This is a genomic window from Streptomyces sp. NPDC012935, from assembly GCF_042900345.1.
Classification (GTDB): Bacteria; Actinomycetota; Actinomycetes; order Streptomycetales; family Streptomycetaceae; genus Streptomyces.
The window spans coordinates 243,795-267,508 of sequence record NZ_JBIBBC010000001.1 but is presented as its reverse complement, the minus strand read 5'-3'; the positions used below and the strand labels follow the sequence as shown (position 1 = coordinate 267,508).

Genomic DNA, 23,714 nt, shown 5'->3' with positions numbered 1-23,714 from the left:
TCGGTCATGGGTGTCTCAATACGAGACAACCTCCGTCCGCACAGCCTCCGCACAGCCCACCGTCGCCGTGTGCCCGTGGCCCCCGATACGGTGAGGAGCGCCATGACCACCGCGGAACATCCTCCTGCCCTCGCCCCTTTGCGCCATGCCCGCGAACGGTTCCTGACGGGGCGCCCGCTCCCGGCGGGCGTGCCGGACGACGTCGTCGCCGCCTGGCGGCGAGCCCGGTTCTTCGGCGTACGGCCCGATCTCGACGGCCCGGTACGGGAGTCGGCCCACCCCGTCGACTCGCCGCTGCTGGAGGCGGCGCTTCCGGTGCTCGCCCGGATCGCCCCGGCCCTGGACGCCGGACGCTCGGCGCTCGTGCTCACGGACGAACGGCTGAGGGTGCTGTGGTCGACCGGCAGCGCCCCCGGCGACGACACGTGCAGCGACCTGTCCGAGCGCGAGGTCGGCCACAACAGCGCCGCGCTGGCCCTGCGCACCCGGCGCCGGGCCGAGGTGCACGGCCCCGAGCACTTCCTCGACGTGTGGCAGGACGTCTCCGCCGTCAGCGTGCCGCTGCTGTCCCCGGATGCGGAACAGGTGCTCGGCACGGTCACGGTCGCCTCCGGTCTGTGCGCAGGCTGCCGACCGCACCCCGGCGCCGCTCTCGCCGAGGCGGCCGCCGCGGCGGTGGAGGCCGAACTGCGGGCACGCGCGCGCACCGTGGAACGGGCGCTGCTCGACGCGTACGAGCAAGCCGCGCGGGGGCGCGAACGGGCGGTCGTCGCGCTGGACGGCCGTAACCGCCTGATCAGCGAGGCGGCGGCACGTCTTGCTTCGCCGCAGGTGCTGGAGGCGCTGGAGCGGGGCGCGCGGGCGTGGGGGAGTGGGGCCGGCGAGTCGTACGAGGTCTCGTTTCCCGAGGACGCCGGGAGCAGCGTCGAGATCATTCCGGTACGGCACGAGGGGCGTGCCGTCGGCCTGGTCGCCGTGCTCGCGCCCCGTCCCGTGGAGCCGGGGCCGCCGCCGTCCTTGCCCCGCCCGGAGAGCGAACTGGTGGGGAACTCGGTGCCGTGGCGGCACGCTGTCGCGCGGGCGACGGCCCTGGCCCGGACTGCGGGACCTCTGCTCGTCGTGGGCGAACGGGGAAGCGGCAAGACCACGCTGGCACTCGAACTGCTCCACGGCACGGCCCCGTTGGTCGTGGACGCCGCAGAATCACCTGAGCCGGGCCTCAAGGATGACGAGCGGGGCGAGACGGGGGCCGCCCCGGCCGAAGGCTGGGGAACGGCAGGCGCTCGCCCGCTGCTGCTGCGGCACGCCGAACGGCTCGCCCAGTCCGACGTCGCCGCCCTCAACTCGCTCCTGGACGAGCGCCCCGACGCCCGCCTGGTCGTCACCTACACGCCGGGAACGTCACCGGGCCCCTGCCTCCAGCGCCTCCTCGACACCCTTGCGGCCCGTTCGGTGACCCTGCCGGCTCTGCGAGAACGTCCCGAGGACATCAGGGAGTTGCTCCCTGCCCTCGCTCCCGGACCCGCCCCCGGCAGCCCGCCGCTGACCTGGTCGCTGGACGCGCTGCGGGCCCTGGAACGGCATCCCTGGCCCGGCAACGTCACCGAACTCGCACACCTCGTGCGGGCGTTGGCGCGTCAGCGCCGGATCTGCGGACCGGTGCGGCGGAGCGAACTGCCCGATCCCGTCCGGGAAGGGCCCGCGGGACGCAACCTCAGCCCTATGGAGCTCGCCGAACGCGCCGCGATCCTCGAGGCGCTGCGCCGCCACGGCGGCAACAAGGCCCGCGCCGCGGCGGCGTTGGGCATCGCCCGGGCGACCCTCTACCGGAAGCTGCGGGAGTATCAGGGACGGGATGCTGCCATCCGGGGCGGGATGCCGTGACCCGGAGCTCGGTGCAGCGATCGGAAGCGGGGCGCGAATCGGGTCGGTGCCGGCCTGATCGGTGGCAGGGGTCCCGATCGGTGCGGATCGGAATGTTGCGCGCCCATGCGGGGCCGGTCGAGGCTGGGCGGGGCGCTCCGATTGCTCCCCGCCCATGACCGCCGTCCTCAGCGTGTCCCGGTCCAGTTGTGCGCCACGTCGACCACGATCCGGTCGTCGGCCACCCACACCCGGAACGGCAGCCGCGCCCGGACGCCGAGCCCGATCTGCGTGTCCCCTTCGAAGCTGCCGACGAACCGGCCGTCCCTGAAGGTGCGGTAGCCCGTGAGGTCCACGCCCTTCAGACGCTGACCGGCCCGCACGGGATACGTGGGCTTCCCGGTGTCGGGGTCGTAGGCGGGCGCGGTCACTCGGACCTCGAGGACGGCTCCGCCGCCGACTGCGATCTGGTTGCCGGAACCGTCCTGATAGAGGCGGCTGACGTACCTGACGGAATAGCCGAGGTCGCCCTTGCCCGCGCCGGGGACGTCGACGACCATACGGTCGAAGCAGGCGTGCCGGCCGGTCCGTACGTTCGTCACCGATTCCGTCGTGGCGGCGGAGCGGGTCTCGGCCTGGCTGCCCCAGCCGGTGGGGCAGGCCGTGGCGGCCTGGGTGGTGCGGGCGGGGGCTGCGCCGGCAGGGACCGCCGCCACTCCCAAGGTGATGCCCATGAGCGCGACTGTCGCCCATGCCGTTCGCTTTTTTACCATTGCGTCCCCCGAGGAGGCTAACTGTCTGATATCTGATGAGACACCCGGGTCGCGCCAATGGTTGCACTCCTCGCGAGAGATGGCGGGAATCATCCGGAAGACGGCGAGAGCGTCGATGACCAGCGCCCACAGCAGGATGGGGAATGCCGCCGCCGGATGAGGCCCGCCCAGGTCGATGATCGGGCCGGGAACCGACGCCGGTGGGCGGACGTTCCATGAAGTATCTGGGCGACTCACGGGGGTCGTGTGTGTACGAGCGGGGGAGCGACGTGGCGCAGGTGCTGGTCATCGGGGGTGGAATCGCGGGCGCGGGCGCGGCTCTGGCACTGGACAAGGCCGGATTCGACGTCGTCGTGTACGAGGCGCATCCCGACTCCGCGGAGGACATCGGCGCGTTCCTCACGCTCGCGAGCAACGGCATGCGCGCCCTGGCTCAGGTGGACGCCTCGGCCGCGGTGACCGAGATCGGCTTCCCGCTGACGTCGATGCGGGTCCTGGACGACACGGGTGCCGAACTGGCCCAAGTGCCGCTCGGTGAGGCCGGCACCCCGCACCTGCAGTACCGCTGTCTGCGGCGTGGCGATCTCAACGCCGCCTTGCAGGCCGAGGTCACGCGCAGAGGCATCGAGATCCGGCACGGCGCGCGCCTGATGTCGGTGGTCGAGGGTCCGGACGGCGTCACCGCCCACTTCGCCGACGGCACCACGGGGGCCGGCGATCTGCTCATCGGGGCCGACGGCCTCAGCTCCACCGTCCGCCGGCTCATCTCCCCCGACGCGCGGCCGGCTTACGCCGGGCAGTACGTCTTCTACGGCTACACCGGCACGGCCCACGGGCCCGCCCGGCCCGAGACCATCACGATGGTGCGCGGCAGCTCCGTCGCCTTCGGATACGCGGTGTCGCCGGACGGCGAGACGTACTGGTTCGCCCGTGTCACCGACGAGCCCCTGGCCGCCGATACCCTCGCGCAAGGCACCCCCGACCAATGGCGTGACCTGCTCCTGCCGCTGCTGCGTAAGGACTCCACCCCGGCCGCTGACCTCGTGGCAGCCACCCCCGACGACCTCATGGTCACCAACGCCACCGAACTGCCCACCGGAACACCCTGGCGCTCGGGCCGGACCCTGATCATCGGCGACGCGGCGCACGCGGCGTCCCCCGCCACCGGGCAGGGCGCATCGATGGCTCTCGAGGATGCCGTCGTCCTCGCCAAGTCCCTGCGGGACGCGCCGACCACCGACGACGCGCTCTCCCTGTACGAGACACTCCGCCGCCCGCGCGTGGAACACAACATCACCGTCAGCGGCAACATCTCCCGCGGCGCGCGCACCCCGTCGGGCCCCGGCCCCCGGGGCGCGAGTGCGGACCGGCCGGGCGACGACGAGCTCATACGGCACCTGGAGTGGGGCTCCGACCTCTCACAACTCGCGCCGTAGTTCCAAGGAACGACCCACCGGCGCAACCCCGCGGTGCACCGACCCCTCATACAGGTCGAACCAGTCCGGTTCGCGGAGAGGAGTGCCTGTTGGCCCGTCAGTTGTCCCGTCGACAGTTCGTGGTCTACTCACTCGCGGCGACCACCCTGACCGTCGCGGCACCGCTCGGCTGTGACTCCGCGACCGCGGAGGGCGCCGAGCGGACCGCGGACGGCGACCGCCGGCCCTCGGACGTCCTGGTCACCGGCACCGACGCGGAGATGCTCGTCCTGGAGGTCACTCCGGCCAACAAGGTCGTCGTACGGCTGCCCCGCGTCGAGGTCGGCCAGGGCGTCACCACCGCCGTCGCGATGATGATCGCCGAGGAACTGGACGCCCGGCTCGCCGACGTCGACATCCCGCTCGCGGATGCCCGCAACGACGGCAACCAGTTCACCGGCGGCTCCAGCTCGGTCAGTTCGCTGTACGGACCGGCCCGGCAGCTGGCCGCCACCGCCCGTGCCAAGCTCGTGACCGCGGCCGCCCGCCGCTGGCACGTCCCCGCGCGGACCCTGCGCACCCGCGGCACGAGAGTCTTCGCACCGGACGGGCGCTCCGCCACCTTCGGTTCGCTGACCAGGAGCGCCGCCCGGATCACGCGGCCGACCGTGCCGACCGATCCCAAGCCGGCGTCGCAACACCGGGTGATCGGACGGCCGACGACCCGGATCGACGCCCGCGACCTCATCACCGGCAAGGCGAAGTACACCGGAGACCTCACGGTGGCCGGAGCCAGTCCGACCGTCGTGGCCCGGCCGCCGACGATCGGCGGAAAGGTCCTCTCGGTCGATTCCGGGGCGGCCCGCGCCATGCCCGGTGTCCACGCGGTCGTCCAGATCGACGGCGGTGTGGCCGTGATCGCGGAGACCTTCCACCACGCCTTCCAGGCCAGGGACGCCCTGCGGATCAAGTGGGCGCCCGGCCCGCTGGCGAACCTCTCCGACTCCGCGATCCGCTCCCGGCTGCGTGCCGCGGTCCCGAAGCTCGGGGACCCGCCGCGCGGATCGGCGCAGACGGAGGCCGAGTTCGAGTTCGCCTTCGTCAGCCACGCGCCGATGGAGGTCCTCACAGCTGTGGCGGACGTGCGCACGGGGCGGGCCGAGATCTGGTTCTCCTCCCAGACCCCGACGTCCGCGCGGGAGGACATCGCGTCGCGGCTCGGCCTGCCGGTGTCGAAGGTGAAGGTCCATGTGCTGCGCGGCGGTGGCTCGTTCGGGCGGCGGCTGAACTACGACGCCGCGATCGAGGCGGCCGTCATCTCCAAGCAGGCACGGCGGCCGGTCAAGCTCATGTGGAGCCGGGCCGACGACATCCGGCACGGCAGGATGCGCCCGGCCTCCCACCACCGGATCCGGGCCAGCCATGCGCGAGGCAGAGTGGTCGCCTTCGCCCACGCGACGGCCTCGGTCAGCGAGTCCTTCGAGGAACAGGGGCTGTCCACGCAGGGCGGGGTGCGTCCCGCTCGAGTCGGCGCGAACTCGCCCGCACGCGCTCGCGCCGCCGCCCCGCTCCCCAGCGACAGCGGCCTCTACAACTTCGGCCGGCTCTCCGGGAAGTCGGGCTCGGTCGACCTGGCCATGCCCCTCGGCGCCTGGCGCTCGGTGGACTCCGGCACGGTGCGCACCGGCGAGGAGATCGTCGTCGACGAGGTCGCCCGCAGCCTCGGCCAGGACCCCGTCGCCTTCCGCCGTACGACCCTGCGGAGCAAGACCGTCAGGGCCGTCCTGGACAAGGTCGCGAACGCCGGGAATTGGGGCCGCACCATGCCCGGGGGACACGCCCAGGGCGTCGCGGTCCATGAGGAGTACGACTCCTGTGTGGCCTGCCTGGTCGAGATCGACGCCGTCGACCCGGAGAACCCCCGGGTGACCAAGGTGGTGATGGCGGCCGACGTAGGAACGGCAGTCAACCCGCGTGGCCTGGAGGCCCAGCTCATGGGCACGGCCGTCGACGGCATCTCCACCATCCTCCGAGCAGGCTTGCACATCGACCGGGGCGCCGTCCGGGAGAGCAGCTTCGCCGACTTCCACTACGCGCGCCAGCAGCATGCCCCGCAGCACTTCGAGGCGCACATCATGCCCTCCCGGCGCGCTCCCGGCGGCGCCGGTGAACTCGGCGTCCCGGCCGCGTCCGGCGCCGTCGCCAACGCCTACGCACGGGCGACCGGCACCAAGCCGCGCCGTTTCCCCCTCAACTTCTGAGCCACCCGAGAAGGTACCGATGCCGTCCTACTCCTTCACCCTCAACGGCAAGCGTGTCACCGTCGAGGCGCCCGCGGACATGCCCCTGCTGTGGGTGCTGCGCGACCTGCTGAACGTCACCGGCCCCAAGTACGGCTGCGGCGTGGGTGCCTGCCGTGCCTGCACCAGCCATCTCGACGGCGACGAGATCCAGCCCTGCGTCGTCCCGGTCGCCGACTGCGCCGACCGGGAGGTCACGACCATCGAGGGCCTGGCTACCGGCGACCGGCTGCACCCCGTCCAACAGGCCTGGCTCGACTGCGACGTCGCCCAGTGCGGCTTCTGCCAGCCGGGCCAGATCATGGCCACGGCCGCGCTGCTGAAGAAGACACCCCGGCCGACGGACGCGGACATCGACCGGATCGAGAACGTCTGCCGCTGCGGCACGTACGCCAGGATCCGTGAAGCGATCAAGAAGGCCGCCGCCACCAGCTGACCGAGTCGGCGCCTTCGGTACGGCAGGGGGCCGCCGTACCCTGTGGCCCGTGTACGACTCCTTCGACGGCCCTGGCGCCACGGCCGCGCACATCACCGGGCTCCCGGTCACCCGTGAACGCCGGCTCTCCGCAACGCTCGCCGAAGTCACCCTCGCCGGCGGGCAGGTCGTCATGGTCAAACGCGGCGAGGGCGACGGCGCCGCACAGGCCGAGGCGGCCGGGCTGCGCTGGCTGGCCGAAGCCGCCACGGTCCGTATCCCCGCCGTGCACGGCCAGGACGGGCAGTGGCTGGTCACGGACCGGGTGGCGACCGGCACGCCCACTGCCGAGGCGGCCGTACGGTTCGGCCGAGATCTGGCCGCACTGCACGCCACCGGCGCACCGGCGTTCGGTGCCGCACCGCCCGGCGGCCCCGAGGACGCGTACATCGGGCTCGCCCCGATGCGCAACGTCACCGGTCCGGACTGGCCGCGCTGGTACGCCGAGCACCGGGTGCTGCCGTATCTGCGCCGCGCTGTCGACGACGGCACGGTCCGCGGTTCGGAGGCGTCCGTGATCGAGCGGGTCTGCGAGCGGCTCCCCGAGCTGGCGGGCCCCGCCGAGCCGCCCGCCCGGCTGCACGGCGACCTGTGGAACGGCAACGTCCTGTGGGGCGCCGACGAGCACGCCTGGCTGATCGATCCGGCCGCACACGGCGGCCACCGTGAGACCGACCTGGCCATGCTCCACCTCTTCGGCTGCCCCCACCTGGACCGGATCCTGGACGGCTACCAGGAGGCCGCGCCCCTGGCCGCCGGCTGGCCCGACCGGATCGGCCTCCACCAGCTCTTCCCTCTCCTGGTGCACGTCGTGCTCTTCGGCCGCGGTTACGCCGGGCAGGCCATGGCGGCGGCCGAGGCAGCCCTGCGAGGTTGATGGCGCGCTGAACCGGGCCGTACACCCACCAGGAGACTGTGACGCCCGGTCAGCTCCAGCTGCCGGAGGGCCCGTTGGGGTTCCCCTGCGGCACCGGGCGACCCGTGAACGCGTCCAGCAGGAGCCGGTCGGCGAGCGGGCGGTCCAGCTCGACGGTCACCTTCTTCGCGCGCAGGTCGGAGGTGCACGGGCCGTCCTTCATGCCGACGACGTAGCCGGACAGGACGACGCTGCCGGCCGTCTCCAGCACGTCCACGGCGGGTCCGTCGTCGCAGGACCCGTGGTGGGCCAGCACGGTGACGGAGCGGCCGTCCGCGGCCGTCTCCACCAGCCGGTTGAGCTCCCACAGGTCCGAGGTGGGGGTGTCCCGAGCCGGCCCGATGGGCGGCGTGGGAAGCTTCGAGGGGGTCACGGCAACCCGCTTGAGCGGGGTGTCGTAGCCCTCGACGGTGAACAGCCAGGCCGGGACGGTGGCCGGGCCGCGGCTCGTGACCAGCGTCGTCTCGCCCAGCTTCGCCCCGGTCACGACGAGGCGTGGCGCGGGCGCGTCCGCGCGGTCCACCGTCTTGTACGCCTCCCGCGCCCCCATGAGCGGCAGTGTGAGGGAACCGCCGTCCCGCCACGTCACCTTCCCGTCCCGCTGCTCGGAGTCGGGGAGGTCGCCGCGCAGCTCGAAGTTCTGCCGCTCGTAGGCCTTCTTGTCGTCCTCGTTGTGGAAGGCGTCCTCGGGCGGCTGCACCGCGTCCGCCATCGGGTAGTAGCCCCTGCGCCAGGCGTCGGCGGCCGGTGAACCGTCCCAGGCCTCGGCGACCTCGTGGGCGCGAGCCCGCGTCCGCGGGGCCGGGTCCGCGTCGTCGGAGCCTGCCGTGACGGTGCCGCAGCCGGCGGCGAGCAGGCCGAGCATGGTGAGCAGCAAGGCGGTGCGTGAAGCGGTCGTACGCATGGATCCCCCTGAACGGACAGCGGCAGGCACAAGAAGGGCGGTGCCGCAGCCGCCCGACACTGTGACGCACGGAGGGTGGGCCGCGTTCGGTCACACCGGGGGTCGGCCGGTTGTCAGATCACCGCGTCGGCGCGCAGGGCCTCGATCTCCTCGCCGGTGCGGCCGAGTTCGGCAAGGATCGCCTCCGTGTGCTCGCCCACCGCAGGCACCGGGTCCATGCGCGCGGGCAGTCCCGCGAGGTCGGCCGGCGGCAGCAGGGCCTGCACCGTCGCGCCGCCGGGCACGGGCACGTCGCGCCAGCGCCCGCGGGCGGCGAGGACCGGGTGGTCCAGGAACGCGGTGACGTCATTGACCCCGGCGCAGGCGATGCCGATGGACTCCAGCTCCTTGAGGATCTCCTCGGCGTCGGAGCGGGCGCAGCGCTCGGCGACGACCGCGTTGACCTCCTCCCGGTGCGCCACCCGTGCGGAGCTCGTGGCGAAGCGCGGGTCGTCGGTCAGCCCGGGCCGGCCCAGGAAGCGATCGCACAAAACGGCCCACTCGCGCTCGTTCTGGATGGAGAACAGCACCTCTTTGCCGTCGGCGGCCGGGTAGGCGCCGTAGGGAGCGAGCGTGGGGTGCTGGGTGCCGAGCCGCGGGGGCTGGGTGCCGCCGTACCGGGTGTAGTTGGCGGGCTGGCCCATCCACTCGGCGAGCGCCTCGAACAGGGACACCTCCACCGGATGGGCCGTGCCCGTGGTGGCGCGCGTGAAAAGGGCCGTGAGGATGCCGCTGTACGCATACATCCCGGCCGCGATGTCGGCGACGGAGATGCCGACGCGCGCGCTCTCGTCGGGCGTTCCGGTCAGCGACACCAACCCGGTCTGGCACTGCACCAGCAGGTCGTACGACTTCCGGTCGGCCCACGGCCCGGACGTGCCGTACCCGGAGATCGTGCACGGGATCAGCCGCGGCCACCTCGCGCCGAGGGCCTCGACACCCAGGCCGAGGCGGTCGGCGGCGCCCGGCGCCAGGTTCTGTACGAACACATCGGCGTCGTCGAGGAGCCGGTGCAGGATCTCGCGGCCGCGCGGATCCTTGAGGTCCAGCGTCAGGGACTCCTTGGACCGGTTGAGCCACACGAAATAGCTGGAGTGACCGTGCACCGTCGTGTCGTAGCGGCGGGCGAAGTCCCCCTCCCCGGGCCGCTCGACCTTGATCACACGCGCGCCGAGGTCGGCGAGCTGCCGGGTGGCGTACGGGGCGGCCACGGCCTGCTCCAGGCTGACCACGGTGATGCCGGACAGGGGAAGGTGTGGCGCGCTCATGGGGCCATGTGTACGGGCACATCGGAGATCGCGTCAACGCGGGGCCGCCGGCGAGGCCGACACTGAATGTAGATGCATATATTGCACATGCCGATAACAGTCGTGTGGTTACATGGGGATCATGAAGGCCATCACACTGCAGCACTACGGTCAGCCCGAGGATCTGACGCTGGTGGAGCACCCCGACCCCAAGGTCGCTCCGGGCGAGGTCCTCATCCGCGTGAAGGCCGCCGGGGTCAACCCGGTGGACTGGAAGCTCGGGGCGGGGTACCTCGACCCGATCATGGAGATCCACTTCCCCGTGATTCCCGGCTGGGACGTCGCCGGAGTCGTCGAACAGGTCGGGCTGGACGTCGACGAGTTCGAGCCCGGTGACGAGGTGTACGGCTATGTCCGCAAGGACTCCGTGCAGCTGGGCACCTATGCCGAGCTGGTGTCCGCGCATGTGCGGCTGGTGGCACGCAAGCCGGCCACGCTCAGCTGGGAGCAGGCGGCGGGTGTGCCCCTGGCAGGACTGACCGCCTATCAGTCGATCAAGCGCGTGGGGGTGCGTGAGGGCGAGACGGTGCTGGTGCACGCCGCCGCCGGCGGGGTCGGCATGTTCGGCGTGCAGATCGCTGCCGCGCTCGGCGCCCGGGTCATCGGCACCGCGAGTGAGCGCAACCACGACTTCGTCCGCGAGCTCGGCGCCGAGCCCGTGACCTACGGCGACGGCCTGGCCGACCGGCTGCGGGAACTGGCCCCGGACGGAGTCGACGCGGCGCTCGACTTCGTGGGAGGCGATGCCGTGGACGTGTCCCAGCAGGTCCTCAAGCGCCGTGACCGGGTGGTGTCCGTCGCCGACCCCGACGTCCTGGCGAAGGGCGGCCACGTCCTGTGGGTGCGCCCCGACCCGGCCGATCTGACGGCCCTCGGTGAACTGGCCGACGCGGGCCGGCTCGCCGTCCACGTCGACCGCGTGCTGCCGCTCGCCGAGGCCGCCGAGGCCTGGCGGATCAGCAGTGCGGGGCGGGTGCGCGGAAAGCTGGTGCTGTCGGTCGGGGAGCAGGGCTAGCGCGCAGCGAGCCGTCTCAGACGGGGATGCGAAGTGTCTCGACGGCCCGGACCAGTGGGGCCAGCTCGGGGTTGGTCGCGGCTTCGTCGAGGGCCTGGCGCAGCGCCTTGTCGTTGGTGGGGCGTGCCTCTTCGAGGAGCGTCAGGCCTGCTTCGGTGACGTCGGTGTAGATGCCGCGGCGGTCGGTGGGGCAGAGGTAGCGGGAGAGCAGGCCGCGGTCCTCGAGCCGGGTGACGAGCCGGGTGGTGGCGCTCTGGCTGAGGACGACGGCGTCGGCGACCTGCTTCATCTGCAGGTGGCCGCCTTCGCCGTTGTGCTGGCGGCTGAGCACGTCGAGCAGGGAGTACTCGCGCACGCTCAGGTCGTGCCCGGTCTGCAGGGCGCGCTCGATGCGGGCCTCGATCCTCCCGTGCAGCAGGGAGAGGGCGCACCAGCCCTGGGCGAGCGCGGTGAGCGCGGGGTCCGTGGCGGTCATGGCGCCGGAGTCCTCCGTCCCGAGGTGAATGACCTCCAGGATAGGCCATCCGTGAAATTTCCGGCGAGTGCGCGTATAGCGCGCATGCAAACAGTGGGACGTCGCCGCGGAAACTCCGTGGCCGCTCAGTTCGGGGCGCGGATATCGTCACCGGCCATGAGCAGCCCGACCCCGACCACCACCCTGTGGCGACCCACCGGCCCCAAGGAGCTGGACCTCGTCCGCGAGCTGAACTGGCGAGCCTGGCCACCGAGGCTGCCCGAGCAGCCGGTCTTCTACCCGGTGCTCAACGAGGACTACGCCGTGAAGATCGCCCGGGACTGGAACGTCAAGCACGACGGCGCCGGCTTCGTGACCCGGTTCGAGGTCGAGTCGGAGTTCCTCGGCCGCTACCCGATCCAGCAGGCCGGCGGCGAGACGATCCTCGAACTGTGGGTGCCGGCCGGGGAACTGGACGAGTTCAACGCGCATATCGTCGGCACGATCGAGGTCGTCCACGAATTCCGGTGACGGCGGGGACGGCCGCCGGGGCAGTGCGCCTTCGCCGGCATGATCCAGAAAATCCCTAGTTCCGCACCAGGTGCCGCATAGCCAGTGCCAGCCCCAGCCTGAACCTGCCCTGCGGAGTGCGCAGTGGCCAGCCCAGCAGGTGCTCGGCGTGGGTCAGCCGCTCCTGGAGCGTGGAGTGGTGGACGTTGATCTCGGCCGCCGCCGCCCGCAGGCTCACCGTCGAGGCGACCGCGTGCAGCGTGGCGAGCAGCCAGGGCGCGGCGGCCGCGGCCGACTCCAGCGCCTGTACGTCGGGCGGCGGCTCGGCGCCCGGCACCACGAGGTCGGCGAGGAGGGCGATGCCGCCCAGCTCGTCGGCGTGGACGACGCCGGGACCGGGGTCCTGCGCGGTGCCCTCGGCCGTGAACCGCAACGCGACGCCGGCCTGCGACCAGGAGCGCGGCAGGTCGAGCACCGGGACGGCGGGCCCCACGCCCACGCGGCCGGCGGGCGGCTCGGCGTCCGAGTGCGCGGGGAGGATGCGGGGTTGGCCGTCGAGCGGGGCCAGGACGCGAGCCGCTGCGGCGAGGTCGAGCCCCAGGCGGCGGGCCGCGTGCAGCCGCGCCGCCTCCGGTGCCGTGGCGTCGAGGACGGTCTCGACCAGCGCCGGATCATCGGCCGGTGCCCGCCCCCGGGTCCGGTCGAGCACGAGCCGTACGGCCCCGGCGGCCCGCTCCAGGATCACCGCGTCCACGACACTCGGCTGCGCCTCCTGGGCCCGCTCCAGCCACAACGCCGGAACGCCGCCCGGCGTCAGCGCGGCAGACGGCCAGGCGGCATCCGGCGGCACATCACTGTCCCGCCGCGTCCCGTCGACCTCGACCCTCACCTGAACCCGCCGGTCCGCGTCGACCAGCCGAGCCGGCACCCCGGCCAGCACGGCGGCACCGCGCACCAACGCCTCCAGCCCGGCCCGCGACTCGGCGAGCCGGTCGAAGTAGGCGATGACCCGCACGGCCGCCCCGGCATCCGGATCCAACGCGGTCAGTCGTCCGGCCAGCTCTTTCATAGGCCCATGGTGCGGTACGGGGTCAAGGACCGGCCCCCCTCGCACACAACCCCGGCCATGGGGACCGGCCCCGGCCGTGGGGACTGAGCCCGGCCGTGGGGACTGAGCCCGGCCGTGGGGACTGAGCCCGGCCGTGGGGACTGAGCCCGGCCGTGGGGACTGAGCCCGGGCACGGGGATTGAGCCCGGGCACGGGGATTGAGCCCGGCCATGGGCACTGAGCCCGGCCACGGGGACTGAGCCCGGCCACGGGGACTGAGCCCGGCCACGGGGACCCCCCCGGCCGTGGGGACTGACCCCGGCCACGGGGACCCCCCCGGCCATGGGGACTGAGCCCGGCCATGGGGACTGAGCCCGGCCATGGGCACTGAGCCCGGCCACGGGGACTGACCCCGGGCACGGGGACCCACCCCGGCCATGGGGACTGACCCCGGCCACGGGGACCCACCCCGGCCACCCCGGCCATGGGGAACCCCGACGGCGCCTGCCGCGGCGGCCGCGGCGAGCGCGCGACGAGCCACCGGCAACCCGCACCCGCACATCACCCGCTCAACAACCTCTTCAGCCACGCCAGATGAGCCCCCCGGCACGCCTGCGAAACCGCCGCCTGTGGCGCGAAGCCGTCGAACCCGTGGAAACCACCGGGCCACACATGCAGCTCGGCTACCCCTCCGGCCTGCCAGATCCCGGACGCATAGGCGACGACCTCGTCGCGAAAGGTCTCCGCGGAACCGACGTCGAGAAAGGCGGGCGGCAGCCCGGACAGCACCTGCGCACGGGCCGGCGCAGCGTACGCGGAGACGTCGGCACCGCCCCGCCGCTCGCCGAGCAGCGCCGTCCAGCCGGTCTCGTTCGCCGTACGGTCCCAGATGCCGAGCCCGGCCATCTGGTGGGCGGACGGGCTGTCGTTGCGATCGTCGAGCATCGGGCACATCAGAATCTGGCCGATCAGCTCGGGCCCCCGGCGATCCCGCGTGAGCAGGGCAAGTGCCGCGGACAGGCCGCCACCCGCACTGGCGCCCGCGACGACGATCCGCTGCGGGTCGCCCCCCAGCTCCGCCGCATGCTTCGCCGTCCACTCCAGCCCGGCGTACACGTCCTCGATCTGCGCCGGATACGGGTGTTCCGGCGCGAGCCGGTACTCCACGGACACCACGACCGCGTCCAGTTCCTTCGCCCAGGCCAGCGGAACGTCGACGCCGACGCGGTTGTTGCCGATGATCAACCCGCCGCCGTGGACGTGATAGATCACGGGCCGCGGTCCTGCGCCGGCCGGGCCGGCCGGCCGGCAGATCAGCAGGGAGATCTCGGGCGCGCCCTCGGGACCCGGCACCACACGGTCCTCGACCTCGAAGAAGCCGTCCACGGTGAGGTCCAGTTGGGCCAGCATCTCGATCGCCGGACCCTGTCGGACGTCGGCTATCTCGTCCAATGTGAGGCCGGGCGAGATCATGTCCTTGATGAGCTCCAGGGCGGCGGCGAGCTCGGGGTCGAACGGGGGCGGGGGCGGGGCCTGGGTCATGGGGTCTCCTCACACGGCGGTACGCGACGCGGGTGCCGGACGGTTCTGCGGCTCCGTGGCCATGATCTGCGCACCGGTCCCCGCCCAGAGGGCCGCCGTTCGGCGGGACCTCCCCGCCGTCCGGCGGGTGGCATCTGCATGACCCGGGAGCTTGCCAGGAGATGACCCGTTCTTCACCTGTCGTAGGTGAAAGGGATGCAGTCGCTGAGCGTCGACGACCTCTTCGTCTTCGTCCTGAGCATGGGCAAGTTCGCGGTGCCCTCAGCGGGCGCAGGCGCGGGCGCAGGAACAGGCGGAGTCGGAGCGCACGGCACAGGGACGGCGTTGCGACGGCTCACATGGCGCGCGACCGCCACCGCGGTGAGCGTCGCGACCAGTGCACACACGCCGGTCCACCCGAAGCGGCCGTAGGCCCGGGCACCCAGCCATGAGCCGGCCGTGCCACCCAGGTAGACGCAGGTCATGTACGCGGTGTTGAGGCGGCTGCGGACATCCGTGCCCAGGCCGTAGATCCGCACCGTGTTGGCGACCATCCCGGACTGCATGCCGACGTCGAGCAGCAGCGTGCCGACGACCAGCGCGGTCAGCCCGGGCACGCCGCCCAGGCCGCCGAACGCCAGCACCACCGCCGAGGCACCCACCACGAGGAAGCACACGAGGTTGATCCGGTCCGGACCCCGGCGGTCCACCAGCCGACCGGCGACCGGCGTGCACAGCATGGTCGCCGCGTTGACGAGCGCCAGCAGCCCGGCCGCCTTCGCGCTCATGCCGTACACCGGTCCCGTGAGCAATAGCGCCACGCTCGTCCACACCGCGCAGAACCCGGCGAACACCGTGGCCTGGTACAGGCACGAGCGGCGCAGCTCGGGCTCGGTGCGCAGCAGCCGCAGCGGCGCGGCGAGCAGCGCCGGGTAAGGGGCGCGGGCCGACGGCGGCAGTGTCGGCAGCATGCGGGCCAGCAGGGCGGCGACCGTGAAGGAGAGCGCTGCGGCGAGGACGTACGGCGCCCGCCAGCCCAGCCAGTCGCCCAGCGCGCCGCCGACGGCACGGGACAGCAGCATGCCGGCAAGGGAGCCGCTCAGCAGAGTGCCGCTCACGACTCCGCGCCGTTCGGCGGGCACCAGGCCGGCAGCGAGCGCACCGGCCAGCGGCGCGATCACCGTCACCGCACCGACCAGTGCGCTCGCGACGACCAGGGGCAGCAGCGCCCGCGCCGAACTCGCGGCGAGCAGACCGAGGCCGGTCAGCGCGAGCAGGGTGACGAGCAGCCGGCGGGGGCGCAGCCGGTCGCCGAGCGGTACGAGCAGGTAGATGCCGGCCGCGTAGCCGAACTGGGTCGCGGTCACCACCGTGGTGGCCGCGTCGGGGGAGACGCCGAGGCCCGAGGCCACCAACGGGCCGATCGCCTGCGGAAAGTAGACATTGCCCACCGCGACCCCGCAGGCGAAGGCGAGCAGGGCGATCGCCGGGGTAGCCTGCCGGGAGTTGTGATCCGTCATACGCCGAAGTCCACGGCAGCGACGGACGGTTGCCAAAGGATGTAGCCGGAGGCTTAATGATCAGCTTCCTGCTCGACGTCGACGACCTCGCGGACACCCGGTTCGCGATCTCGCCGTTGCGGGAGGTCATGGGCAGCCTGCGGGCCCTGCGCGCCCCGGGCCTCTACCCCCTGCACACCCCCTGGCGCCGCTCGGTCCTCGAACGTCTCGACCCCGCAGACGCCGGGCTGCTGCGGGCCCTGGTCGGCCCGAACCTGACCCTGCCCGACTTCGTGACCCCGCGCCCGACGACCTTCGCGCCCACGCTGACCGACCAGCTCACCGTCGTAGCGGCGACGCCACCGGATCTCGTACGGCGCGACCTGCTCGCCACCCACGCCCCGCACCCCCTCCCGGACGCCCTGCGGCAGATCACCGCTCCCGGCGACGCGCCCGTGGCGGAGCTGTTGGAGGAGCTGTGCGAACTCCTGCAGCGGTACTGGGAGTTGGCGATACGCCCCGACTGGCCACGGATGCGGCTCGTACTGGAGGCGGACATCACGCACCGCGCCCGGCAACTGGCCACGGGCGGAGCCCACCTCCTCTTCTGCGACCTGCACCGCAACGTCCGCTGGCGAGACGGCGTCCTGCGCGTCGACCGGATGATCGGCCGGCACGAGGTGGACGGCTCCGGGCGGGGACTGCGCCTGGTCCCGTCGCTGTTCTCCCACAAACCCGCACCGCCGCTCAGCGCCGACGAAGCCCCGATGCTGGCGTATCCCAGCAGAGGCGCCGCGACCCTGTGGGAACCGCGGCCCGAGCCCGACGCCTCCGCCCTCACCTCGCTGCTCGGCGCACCCCGCACCACGGTCCTGCGGCTGCTCGCCGAACCGCTCCCCACGGTCGAGCTCGCCCGGCGCCTCGGCGTGACGCCCAGCGCGGTCTCACAGCACCTGAAGGTGCTGCACGCGACCGGCCTCGTCACCCGGGCCCGTGACGGACGGCGCGTGCTGTACCGGCGCACCGCACTCGGCGACCAACTCGCCGGCGCGGCCTGACGGCGGTCACGACGACGGCGCGGCATCGACACGGTGATCCTCGGCCCGCGCAGCGGGGAATCGGCAGCCTTCATCGAGAACTTCGCGGCTCCTGCCGTACCGCGGCTGGCCGGGCTCGACTGAACCGACGTTACCGGCCGGGCGAGTGCGCCGGTGCCCCCGTGGGGCGGCTGCGGGAGACGACACGCATGCCGCGGGCGTCCACCATGCGCACCTGCAGCGACCCGCAGGCGCACCGCGTCCACACCGTGCTGCCCGCCGCCGTGGTGTGCCGGGACACGACCTGGTAGGGCTCGGCTCCGTCGGGCCACCCGCAGTGCGGGCAGACGATGCCGGTGGTGCTGGTCATGGCGACTCCTCGTACGTCGTGGCTGGTTGACCGTCGCGACACAGTCAAGGGTGCGATGCGCTTTCTTTCACGTCCAGGTTGACTTTCCGGACATCACCTTGAAGCGTGGGCTTCATGATTGACCTGCGCCGACTGCACGTGCTGAGGGCCGTGGCGCACTACGGCACGGTCACCGCGGCCGCCCGCGCCCTGCACTTCACCCCGTCAGCCGCGTCCCAGCAGATCCGTCAGCTGGCCCGCGACCTGGGCGTCGACCTCCTCGAACCGCAGGGCCGCGGGGTGCGCCTCACCGCGGCGGCCGAGAGCCTGCTTGCGCACGCTGATGCCATCGCTGAGCGCTGGGAGGCGGCCGAGCTGGACCTGCGCGCCGAGTACAGCGCTCCCGCCGGGCAACTGCGCGTCAGCGGCTTTCCGACGGCCGTGTCGGTGCTGCTGGCGCCGATGGCAGTACGGATGCGGGAGCGGCATCCGCAGCTGACCGTACGGATCCGGGAGACGGGGGTGCCGGAGAGCTTCGACCTGCTCTTCGAGGGGGAGGCCGACCTGGCCGTGGTGGAGGTGACCCCGCACAACCCCCCGCTGAGCGACGCGCGTTTCGACCAGCAGCCGCTGCTGGACGACCCGTACGACCTCGTCGTCCCCGACGATCACCGGCTGGCCGGACTCGGGCGCGTCGACCTCGCGGAGGCGGCGCACGAGGACTGGATCGCGCCGGTGCCGGAAAGTCCCTGCCGCCCGCATGTGATGTCGGCGTGCGGGGCCGCCGGGTTCACCCCGGACGTGATCCATCACGCGCTGGACTGGAACGTCACCGCCCACCTGGTCGCGGGCAGGCTCGGCGTCGCCCTGATCCCACGGCTGGCCCAGCTGCCCCCGCAGCTGCCGATCACCCGGGTACGGTGCGTCGGCGACCCGCACCGCAAGGTGCTGACCTGTACTCGCCGGGGCTGCCGGGAGCGGCCGGCGGTGGCGGCGGCGCTGGAGGAGCTGCGCGAGCTGGCGTCGACGGCGGTGGCGTGATGCCGCAGGAGGGGCCGGGCATGCGAGGAGGGGCCGATGCCGCAGGAGGGGCCGGGCATGCGAGGAGGGGCCGGAGCGCTCGGCTCCCGCCCCTCCTTCAGGACCTCGGCTCAGGTCAGGCCGCGACGGCCTCGCCCGCGTGCCCGTGGACGCGCGCGATGACCTCGGTCAGCTGCGCGGCGACCTCGGCGTCGTCGACCGGGTGGGTCTCGGCGAAGCGGGTCACGGAGCCGGGGATGGAGAGCTTGACGTCCTCCAGCACCTTGCCGCCGGCGATGCCCACGGCCTTGCGGGTCTCGTCCTGCGCCCACACGCCGCCGTACTGGCCGAACGCGGTACCGACCACGGCGACCGGCTTGCCACCGAAGGCGCCGGAGCCGTACGGGCGGGACAGCCAGTCGATGGCGTTCTTCAGTACGGCCGGGATGGTGCCGTTGTACTCGGGGGAGAAGAGCAGGAAGGCGTCCGCGGCCTGGGCGGCCTCACGCAGCTTGGCCGCGGTGGCGGGGACGCCGCCCTCGACGTCGATGTCCTCGTTGTAGAAGGGGATGTCGGCCAGGCCCTCGAAGAGCACGACCTCAGCGCCCTCGGGGGCGAGCTTGACGGCCGCCTCGGCCAGCTGACGGTTGTGCGAACCGGCGCGAAGGCTGCCGACGAGCGCGAGGATGCGAACAGACATGCGAACTCCAAGGATGCTGAAACACTGCCGTTACGATCCGGACCGAGGTCCGTTTAGTTTCTAGCACCTTAACCGGACCGCGGTCCAGTTTCATTCCCGATGCTTTACCCTGGCTTCATGTCCGCCGTACTGCCGCCGTTCCCGCGGTCTCAGGAGCCCGAGGGCAAGCCCCAGCTGCTGGAGGTCGGCTCCGCTCCCGACGAGCCCTGCCTGCGCGCCGACGCGGCCCGCAACCGCGCCCGGCTGCTGGAGGCGGCGACCGAGCTGATCGCGGAGCACGGGGCGGCCGGGGTCACCATGGAGGCGGTGGCCGCGGCGGCCGGCGTGGGCAAGGGGACGGTCTTCCGCCGCTTCGGCGACCGCACCGGCCTGCTGACGGCGCTGCTGGACCACTCCGCGCGGAAGCTGCAGGCCGACTTCATCGGCGGGCCGCCGCCACTGGGTCCCGGTGCGCCGCCGGTGGAGCGGCTGCGGGCGTTCGGTGTCGCGGTGCTGTACCGCGCGGCCGAGCAGCTGGACCTGCAACTGGCCGCGCAACCGGAGCCGACGCGCCGCTTCGCCCACCCCTCGTACCGGGCGCTGCACACCCACGTCGCGATGCTGCTGCGGCAGATCGTGCCGGACGCCGACTGCGATCTGCTCGCCCAGACGCTCATGGCCTATCTCGACCCCGGCCTCATCCACCATCTGACCAAACAGTGCGGTATGCCCATGGAGCGGCTGGAGAACGGCTGGTCCGACCTGGTCACCCGCGTGACGCGCACCGAGGTGTGACCGGTCGGGGACCCTAACCCGAGCGCTACGCACAGGTTCTGCAAAGATGCGGTACGTCATGGTGCAGATACCGAAAACGCCCGCGCCCGCTCTGCCCGCACAGCGCTCGGTACCCACGAGCGCCGATGTGGCCCGCCTGGCCGGCGTCTCGCGCGCGACCGTCTCCTATGTCCTCAACAACACCAGCGCCGTCCGGATCAGCGAACCCACCCGCCGCCGCGTCCACGAGGCCGCGAAGGAACTCGGGTACGTCCCGCACGCGGCGGCCCGCAGTCTGCGTGCCGGGCACAGCCGCATGGTCCTGATGCCCGCCCCGAGCTTCCCCGTCGGCTCCCTGTACGGCCGCTTCCTCAGCGACCTCCAGCTGGCGCTCGGCCGCCTCGACTACACCGTCGTGCAGCACGGCAGCGTCGGCCTGCACGGCGACGAGGCCGCCCGCGCCTGGGCCGAGCTGCGCCCCGTCGCCGTCCTGTTCTCGGGCTCCGGCCTCGGCCCCAAGGGCGTGACGGTGCTCAAGCGCTCCGGCGCCCGGGCCGTGGTCTCGCTCGGCCCCGAGTCCGTCGAGGGCGCGCACGCCCTGCTGATGGACTACGAGGCCGTGGGGTACCGCGCGGGCCGCCACCTCTACGACCGCGGCAGGGGCCGAGTCGGCGTCGTCGTCCCCGAGGAGGACGGCCTGGAGTCCTTCTCCACACCACGTCTGGAAGGGGTGCGCCGCGCCCTGCACGGCACGGACGCCACCGTGACCGAGCTGCCCCTCGCCCACGACGAGGAGTCCGCCGCGCGGCTCGCCCGCAGCTGGCGCGACCGCGGCCTCGACGCCGTGTTCGCCTACAACGACGAGTACGCGATGCTGCTGATGCGCGCCCTGCAGGACGAGGGCGTCCGTATCCCCGCCGACACGGCCGTCATCGGCGCCGACGACCTGATGCTCGGACGGCTGCTGCGGCCCAGGCTGAGCACGGTCCACATCGAACTGCCGTCCGGCCGCGACCTTGCGGAGCTGGTCGACCACGCGGTGCGCGACCCCGGCGCCGCGCCCCAGACGCACAAGGTGCTGGGAGCGACAGTGGTGCACCGCGAGTCCAGCTGAGGCAGCCGGCGTCCGGCCGACGTACCGTCGAAGCCAGGGAGGCGTGGAATGCGTACGACGGTCGGCATCATCGGCGGCGGCCCCGCCGGGCTTCTCCTCGCCCGCCTGCTGCACCGCGCGGGCATCGACTGCGTGGTCCTGGAGAGCAGGACACGGGAGTACGTCGAGCAGCGCCAGCGGGCCGGAATGCTGGAGCAGGGCACGGTCCACGCGCTGCACGAGGCCGGCGCCGCCGAGCGGCTGGACGCGGAGGGCCTGGTGCACCAGGGCATCGAGCTGCGCTTCGACCGGGAACGCCACCACCTCGACTTCCCGGCTCTCACCGGCGGCCGTACGGTGACGATCTACGCACAGACCGAGATCGTGAAGGACCTCGTCGCGCTCCAACTCGCCGACGGACCACCGCTGTTGTTCGAGGCCGCCGCGCTCGCCGTCGAGAAGCCGGAGAGCGACACGCCCGTCGTACGGTTCCGGCACGAGGGCCGCGAGCGGACGCTGACCTGCGACTGGGTCGCCGGCTGCGACGGCTTCCACGGCATCTCCCGGGGCGCCTTCCCGGCCGGGATCAGCAGCTCGTACGCGCGCGACTATCCGTACTCCTGGCTCGGCATCATGGCCGAAGTGCCGCCGTCCGGCGACGAGTTGATCTACGCGCGGGGTGAACGCGGTTTCGCGCTGCACAGCATGCGCTCCTCGTCCGTCTCCCGGCTCTACCTCCAGGTTCCGGTCGATACCGATCCCGACGACTGGCCCGACGACCGCATCTGGGACGAACTCGCCGCCCGCTTCGCGATCGACGCCGACTGGACCCTGAACCGCGGACCCATCACGGCCAAGTCCGTGACGCCGATGCGCAGTTACGTCCACGAACCGATGCGCCACGGGCGGCTCCTGCTCGCCGGCGACGCCGCCCACATCGTCCCGCCGACGGGCGCCAAGGGACTCAACCTCGCCGTGTCGGACGTACGGGTCCTGGCCCGCGCCCTCGTCGAGCTGCACCACACAGGGAACACACAACTCCTCGACAGCTACTCCGAGTTGTGTCTCCAGCGGGTGTGGCAGGCGACCCGTTTCTCCGACGACATGACTAGGATGTTGCACGCTCAACCAGACGGGGATGCCTTCGACCACCGGATGCAGCTCGCACGTCTGCGCCGGATCACCGCATCCCGTCACGCTGCCGCCGAACTGGCGGCGAACTACTCGGGACTTCCGCTCTCCCTGTGAGTCCCGCCGGTGATCGAACGGAGAGTCGCACATGCCGTTGCTCGACCCCAAGGCCTGGCAGTCCCGCCCCCTGTCGGGAGACGCGTACACCGTCACCGAGCCCGCCACCGGCGACACGCTCGGCACCGTCACCCTGGCCACCGCCGAGGACGTCGCCACGGCCGCCGAGGCCGCCCGCGCCGCCCAGGGCGAGTGGGCCCGCGTCCCGCACTTCGTGCGCGCCGGGGTGCTGCGCAAGGCCGGTGACCTGTTCGCCGCGCACGCCGACGAGCTGCGCGAATGGCTGGTCCGCGAGTCCGGGTCGATACCCGGCAAGGCCGACTTCGAGCTGCACGTCGCCGCCCAGGAGTGCTACGAGGCCGCCGCACTCGCCTCCCGCCCGGCCGGGCACGTCCTGCCCAGCGAGGCGCCCCGACTGTCGTACACGCGCCGGGTTCCCGCGGGTGTCGTCGGCGTGATCGCGCCGTTCAACGCCCCGCTGATCCTGTCCATCCGCTCCGTTGCCCCGGCCCTCGCGCTCGGCAACGCGGTCGTGTTGAAGCCGGACCCGCGCACCGCGGTCTGCGGCGGGCTCTCGCTCGCCGCCGTCTTCGCTGAGGCGGGTCTGCCCGAGGGGTTGTTGCACATCCTGCCGGGCGGCGCGGAGGCGGGCCAGGCGCTGGTCGCCGACCCGCGGGTGCCGGTCATCTCCTTCACCGGGTCCACGGCCGCGGGACGGGCCGTGGGCGAGGCCGCCGGGCGCCATCTCAAGCGCGTCCACCTGGAGCTGGGCGGCAACTCCGCCCTGATCGTGCTGGAGGACGCCGACCTCGACGCGGTCATCTCCACCGCCGCCTGGGGCTCCTTCTTCCACCAGGGCCAGATCTGCATGACGACCGGCCGCCACCTGGTCCACCAGTCGCTGTACGAGGAGTACGTCGAGCGGCTCGCGGCGAAGGCCGACGCCCTCGCCGTGGGCGACCCGCACCGTGCCGAGGTCCACCTCGGTCCGCTCATCGACTCGGGTCAGCTGGGGAAGGTGCACGGCCTGGTGGAGGCCAGCACGTCACGGGGGGCCAAGCTGGCCGCCGGCGGCAGCCACGAGGAGCTCTTCTACCGGCCGACCGTGCTCGCCGGCGTCGACGACGCGACCCCGGCGTACACCGAGGAGGTCTTCGGGCCCGTCGCGCCGGTGCGCCCCTTCACCAACGCCGACGAGGCCGCCGCACTCGCCGCGGCGAGCTCCTACGGCCTGTCCCTGGGCATCGTCACCAGGGACGCCGCCCGGGGCCTCGACCTGGCCGAGCGCATCCCGACCGGCATCGTGCACATCAACGACCAGACCGTGAACGACGAGGCCGTCGCGCCCTTCGGCGGCATCGCCGCCTCCGGCACCGGCGCCCGCTTCGGCGGCGAGGCCAACCTGGACGCGTTCACCGACGTGCGCTGGACGACGGTGCGTGGTGACGTGGCGGCGTACCCCTTCTAGAGCAGGG

The 23,714-nt window shown here is 72.7% G+C and carries 22 protein-coding genes; 13 read left to right on the top strand and 9 right to left on the bottom strand.

Features of this window, described 5'->3' with window-relative positions:
* The first annotated feature begins 102 nt into the window (after positions 1–102).
* Entirely contained in the window at positions 103–1,884 is a 1,782-nt protein-coding gene (locus ACFY5C_RS01065) for a helix-turn-helix domain-containing protein (protein WP_389439061.1), read from the top strand.
* A 167-nt stretch (positions 1,885–2,051) separates the two neighbouring features.
* Here ACFY5C_RS01065 and ACFY5C_RS01060 read toward each other — a convergent pair whose 3' ends face one another.
* On the bottom strand, positions 2,052–2,597 hold the full coding sequence (locus tag ACFY5C_RS01060) for a hypothetical protein (protein WP_389439059.1): 546 nt from the start codon (positions 2,595–2,597) through the stop codon (positions 2,052–2,054).
* Positions 2,598–2,851: 254 nt separating this feature from the next.
* On the opposite strand from ACFY5C_RS01060, the gene ACFY5C_RS01055 reads away from it, so the two are divergent.
* The 4 genes from ACFY5C_RS01055 (at position 2,852) to ACFY5C_RS01040 (ending at position 7,703) form a co-directional block, all read left to right on the top strand.
* Positions 2,852–4,072, top strand: coding sequence for an FAD-dependent oxidoreductase (locus tag ACFY5C_RS01055; protein ID WP_389439057.1), 1,221 nt, complete (start codon positions 2,852–2,854; stop codon positions 4,070–4,072).
* 119 nt (positions 4,073–4,191) lie between these two features.
* Positions 4,192–6,312 (top strand): molybdopterin cofactor-binding domain-containing protein, encoded by a 2,121-nt coding sequence (locus ACFY5C_RS01050; protein WP_389440632.1) that lies wholly within the window; start codon positions 4,192–4,194, stop codon positions 6,310–6,312.
* 19 nt (positions 6,313–6,331) lie between these two features.
* A complete protein-coding gene (locus ACFY5C_RS01045) occupies positions 6,332–6,787 on the top strand; it encodes a (2Fe-2S)-binding protein (RefSeq protein ID WP_389439055.1) in 456 nt (151 codons plus the stop codon).
* Positions 6,788–6,836: 49 nt separating this feature from the next.
* On the top strand, positions 6,837–7,703 hold the full coding sequence (locus ACFY5C_RS01040; RefSeq protein WP_389439053.1) for a fructosamine kinase family protein: 867 nt from the start codon (positions 6,837–6,839) through the stop codon (positions 7,701–7,703).
* A gap of 49 nt (positions 7,704–7,752) precedes the next feature.
* Here the strand turns inward: ACFY5C_RS01040 and ACFY5C_RS01035 are convergent, their stop codons facing one another.
* Together ACFY5C_RS01035 and ACFY5C_RS01030 are read right to left on the bottom strand one after the other, a co-directional pair.
* Positions 7,753–8,646, bottom strand: coding sequence for a hypothetical protein (locus ACFY5C_RS01035; protein WP_389439052.1), 894 nt, complete (start codon positions 8,644–8,646; stop codon positions 7,753–7,755).
* 113 nt (positions 8,647–8,759) lie between these two features.
* Positions 8,760–9,953, bottom strand: coding sequence for a CaiB/BaiF CoA transferase family protein (locus ACFY5C_RS01030; protein ID WP_389439050.1), 1,194 nt, complete (start codon positions 9,951–9,953; stop codon positions 8,760–8,762).
* Positions 9,954–10,074: 121 nt separating this feature from the next.
* Between ACFY5C_RS01030 and ACFY5C_RS01025 the strand changes: the two genes are divergently transcribed.
* The gene (locus tag ACFY5C_RS01025; RefSeq protein ID WP_389439048.1) at positions 10,075–11,007 is read left to right on the top strand and encodes an NADP-dependent oxidoreductase; all 933 of its coding nucleotides are present in this window, start codon (positions 10,075–10,077) and stop codon (positions 11,005–11,007) included.
* Positions 11,008–11,023: 16 nt separating this feature from the next.
* Here the strand turns inward: ACFY5C_RS01025 and ACFY5C_RS01020 are convergent, their stop codons facing one another.
* The gene (locus tag ACFY5C_RS01020; RefSeq protein WP_389439046.1) at positions 11,024–11,482 is read right to left on the bottom strand and encodes a MarR family winged helix-turn-helix transcriptional regulator; all 459 of its coding nucleotides are present in this window, start codon (positions 11,480–11,482) and stop codon (positions 11,024–11,026) included.
* A 156-nt stretch (positions 11,483–11,638) separates the two neighbouring features.
* Between ACFY5C_RS01020 and ACFY5C_RS01015 the strand changes: the two genes are divergently transcribed.
* Entirely contained in the window at positions 11,639–11,992 is a 354-nt protein-coding gene (locus tag ACFY5C_RS01015; protein ID WP_389439044.1) for a hypothetical protein, read from the top strand.
* A 55-nt stretch (positions 11,993–12,047) separates the two neighbouring features.
* Here the strand turns inward: ACFY5C_RS01015 and ACFY5C_RS01010 are convergent, their stop codons facing one another.
* The 3 genes from ACFY5C_RS01010 to ACFY5C_RS01000 form a co-directional block, all read right to left on the bottom strand.
* Positions 12,048–13,040: a helix-turn-helix domain-containing protein gene (locus ACFY5C_RS01010; protein ID WP_389439042.1), complete on the bottom strand. Its 993-nt coding sequence runs from the start codon at positions 13,038–13,040 to the stop codon at positions 12,048–12,050.
* Between the two features lie 540 nt (positions 13,041–13,580).
* Positions 13,581–14,561 carry an alpha/beta hydrolase gene (locus ACFY5C_RS01005; protein ID WP_389439040.1) on the bottom strand — a complete coding sequence of 327 codons (981 nt, stop codon included), beginning with the start codon at positions 14,559–14,561 and terminating at the stop codon, positions 13,581–13,583.
* A gap of 173 nt (positions 14,562–14,734) precedes the next feature.
* Positions 14,735–16,060, bottom strand: coding sequence for an MFS transporter (locus ACFY5C_RS01000; RefSeq protein ID WP_389439039.1), 1,326 nt, complete (start codon positions 16,058–16,060; stop codon positions 14,735–14,737).
* Between the two features lie 56 nt (positions 16,061–16,116).
* On the opposite strand from ACFY5C_RS01000, the gene ACFY5C_RS00995 reads away from it, so the two are divergent.
* On the top strand, positions 16,117–17,097 hold the full coding sequence (locus tag ACFY5C_RS00995; protein ID WP_389439038.1) for an ArsR/SmtB family transcription factor: 981 nt from the start codon (positions 16,117–16,119) through the stop codon (positions 17,095–17,097).
* A gap of 130 nt (positions 17,098–17,227) precedes the next feature.
* Here the strand turns inward: ACFY5C_RS00995 and ACFY5C_RS00990 are convergent, their stop codons facing one another.
* Entirely contained in the window at positions 17,228–17,446 is a 219-nt protein-coding gene (locus tag ACFY5C_RS00990) for a hypothetical protein (RefSeq protein ID WP_389439037.1), read from the bottom strand.
* A gap of 114 nt (positions 17,447–17,560) precedes the next feature.
* Between ACFY5C_RS00990 and ACFY5C_RS00985 the strand changes: the two genes are divergently transcribed.
* Positions 17,561–18,466 carry a LysR family transcriptional regulator gene (locus tag ACFY5C_RS00985; RefSeq protein WP_389440631.1) on the top strand — a complete coding sequence of 302 codons (906 nt, stop codon included), beginning with the start codon at positions 17,561–17,563 and terminating at the stop codon, positions 18,464–18,466.
* Positions 18,467–18,581: 115 nt separating this feature from the next.
* Here the strand turns inward: ACFY5C_RS00985 and ACFY5C_RS00980 are convergent, their stop codons facing one another.
* Complete coding sequence (locus tag ACFY5C_RS00980; protein ID WP_389439036.1) at positions 18,582–19,145, bottom strand: NADPH-dependent FMN reductase; 564 nt, start codon at positions 19,143–19,145, stop codon at positions 18,582–18,584.
* 99 nt (positions 19,146–19,244) lie between these two features.
* Between ACFY5C_RS00980 and ACFY5C_RS00975 the strand changes: the two genes are divergently transcribed.
* Genes ACFY5C_RS00975 through ACFY5C_RS00960 form a run of 4 tightly spaced genes read left to right on the top strand, consistent with a single transcriptional unit; the run spans position 19,245 to position 23,707 of the window.
* Complete coding sequence (locus ACFY5C_RS00975; protein ID WP_389439035.1) at positions 19,245–19,919, top strand: TetR/AcrR family transcriptional regulator; 675 nt, start codon at positions 19,245–19,247, stop codon at positions 19,917–19,919.
* A 58-nt stretch (positions 19,920–19,977) separates the two neighbouring features.
* Positions 19,978–21,012: a LacI family DNA-binding transcriptional regulator gene (locus ACFY5C_RS00970; RefSeq protein ID WP_389439033.1), complete on the top strand. Its 1,035-nt coding sequence runs from the start codon at positions 19,978–19,980 to the stop codon at positions 21,010–21,012.
* A 48-nt stretch (positions 21,013–21,060) separates the two neighbouring features.
* Positions 21,061–22,239, top strand: a complete 1,179-nt coding sequence (locus ACFY5C_RS00965) for a 4-hydroxybenzoate 3-monooxygenase (protein ID WP_389439032.1) — start codon at positions 21,061–21,063, stop codon at positions 22,237–22,239.
* A 31-nt stretch (positions 22,240–22,270) separates the two neighbouring features.
* The gene (locus tag ACFY5C_RS00960; protein WP_389439030.1) at positions 22,271–23,707 is read left to right on the top strand and encodes a benzaldehyde dehydrogenase; all 1,437 of its coding nucleotides are present in this window, start codon (positions 22,271–22,273) and stop codon (positions 23,705–23,707) included.
* Positions 23,708–23,714 lie beyond the last annotated feature (7 nt).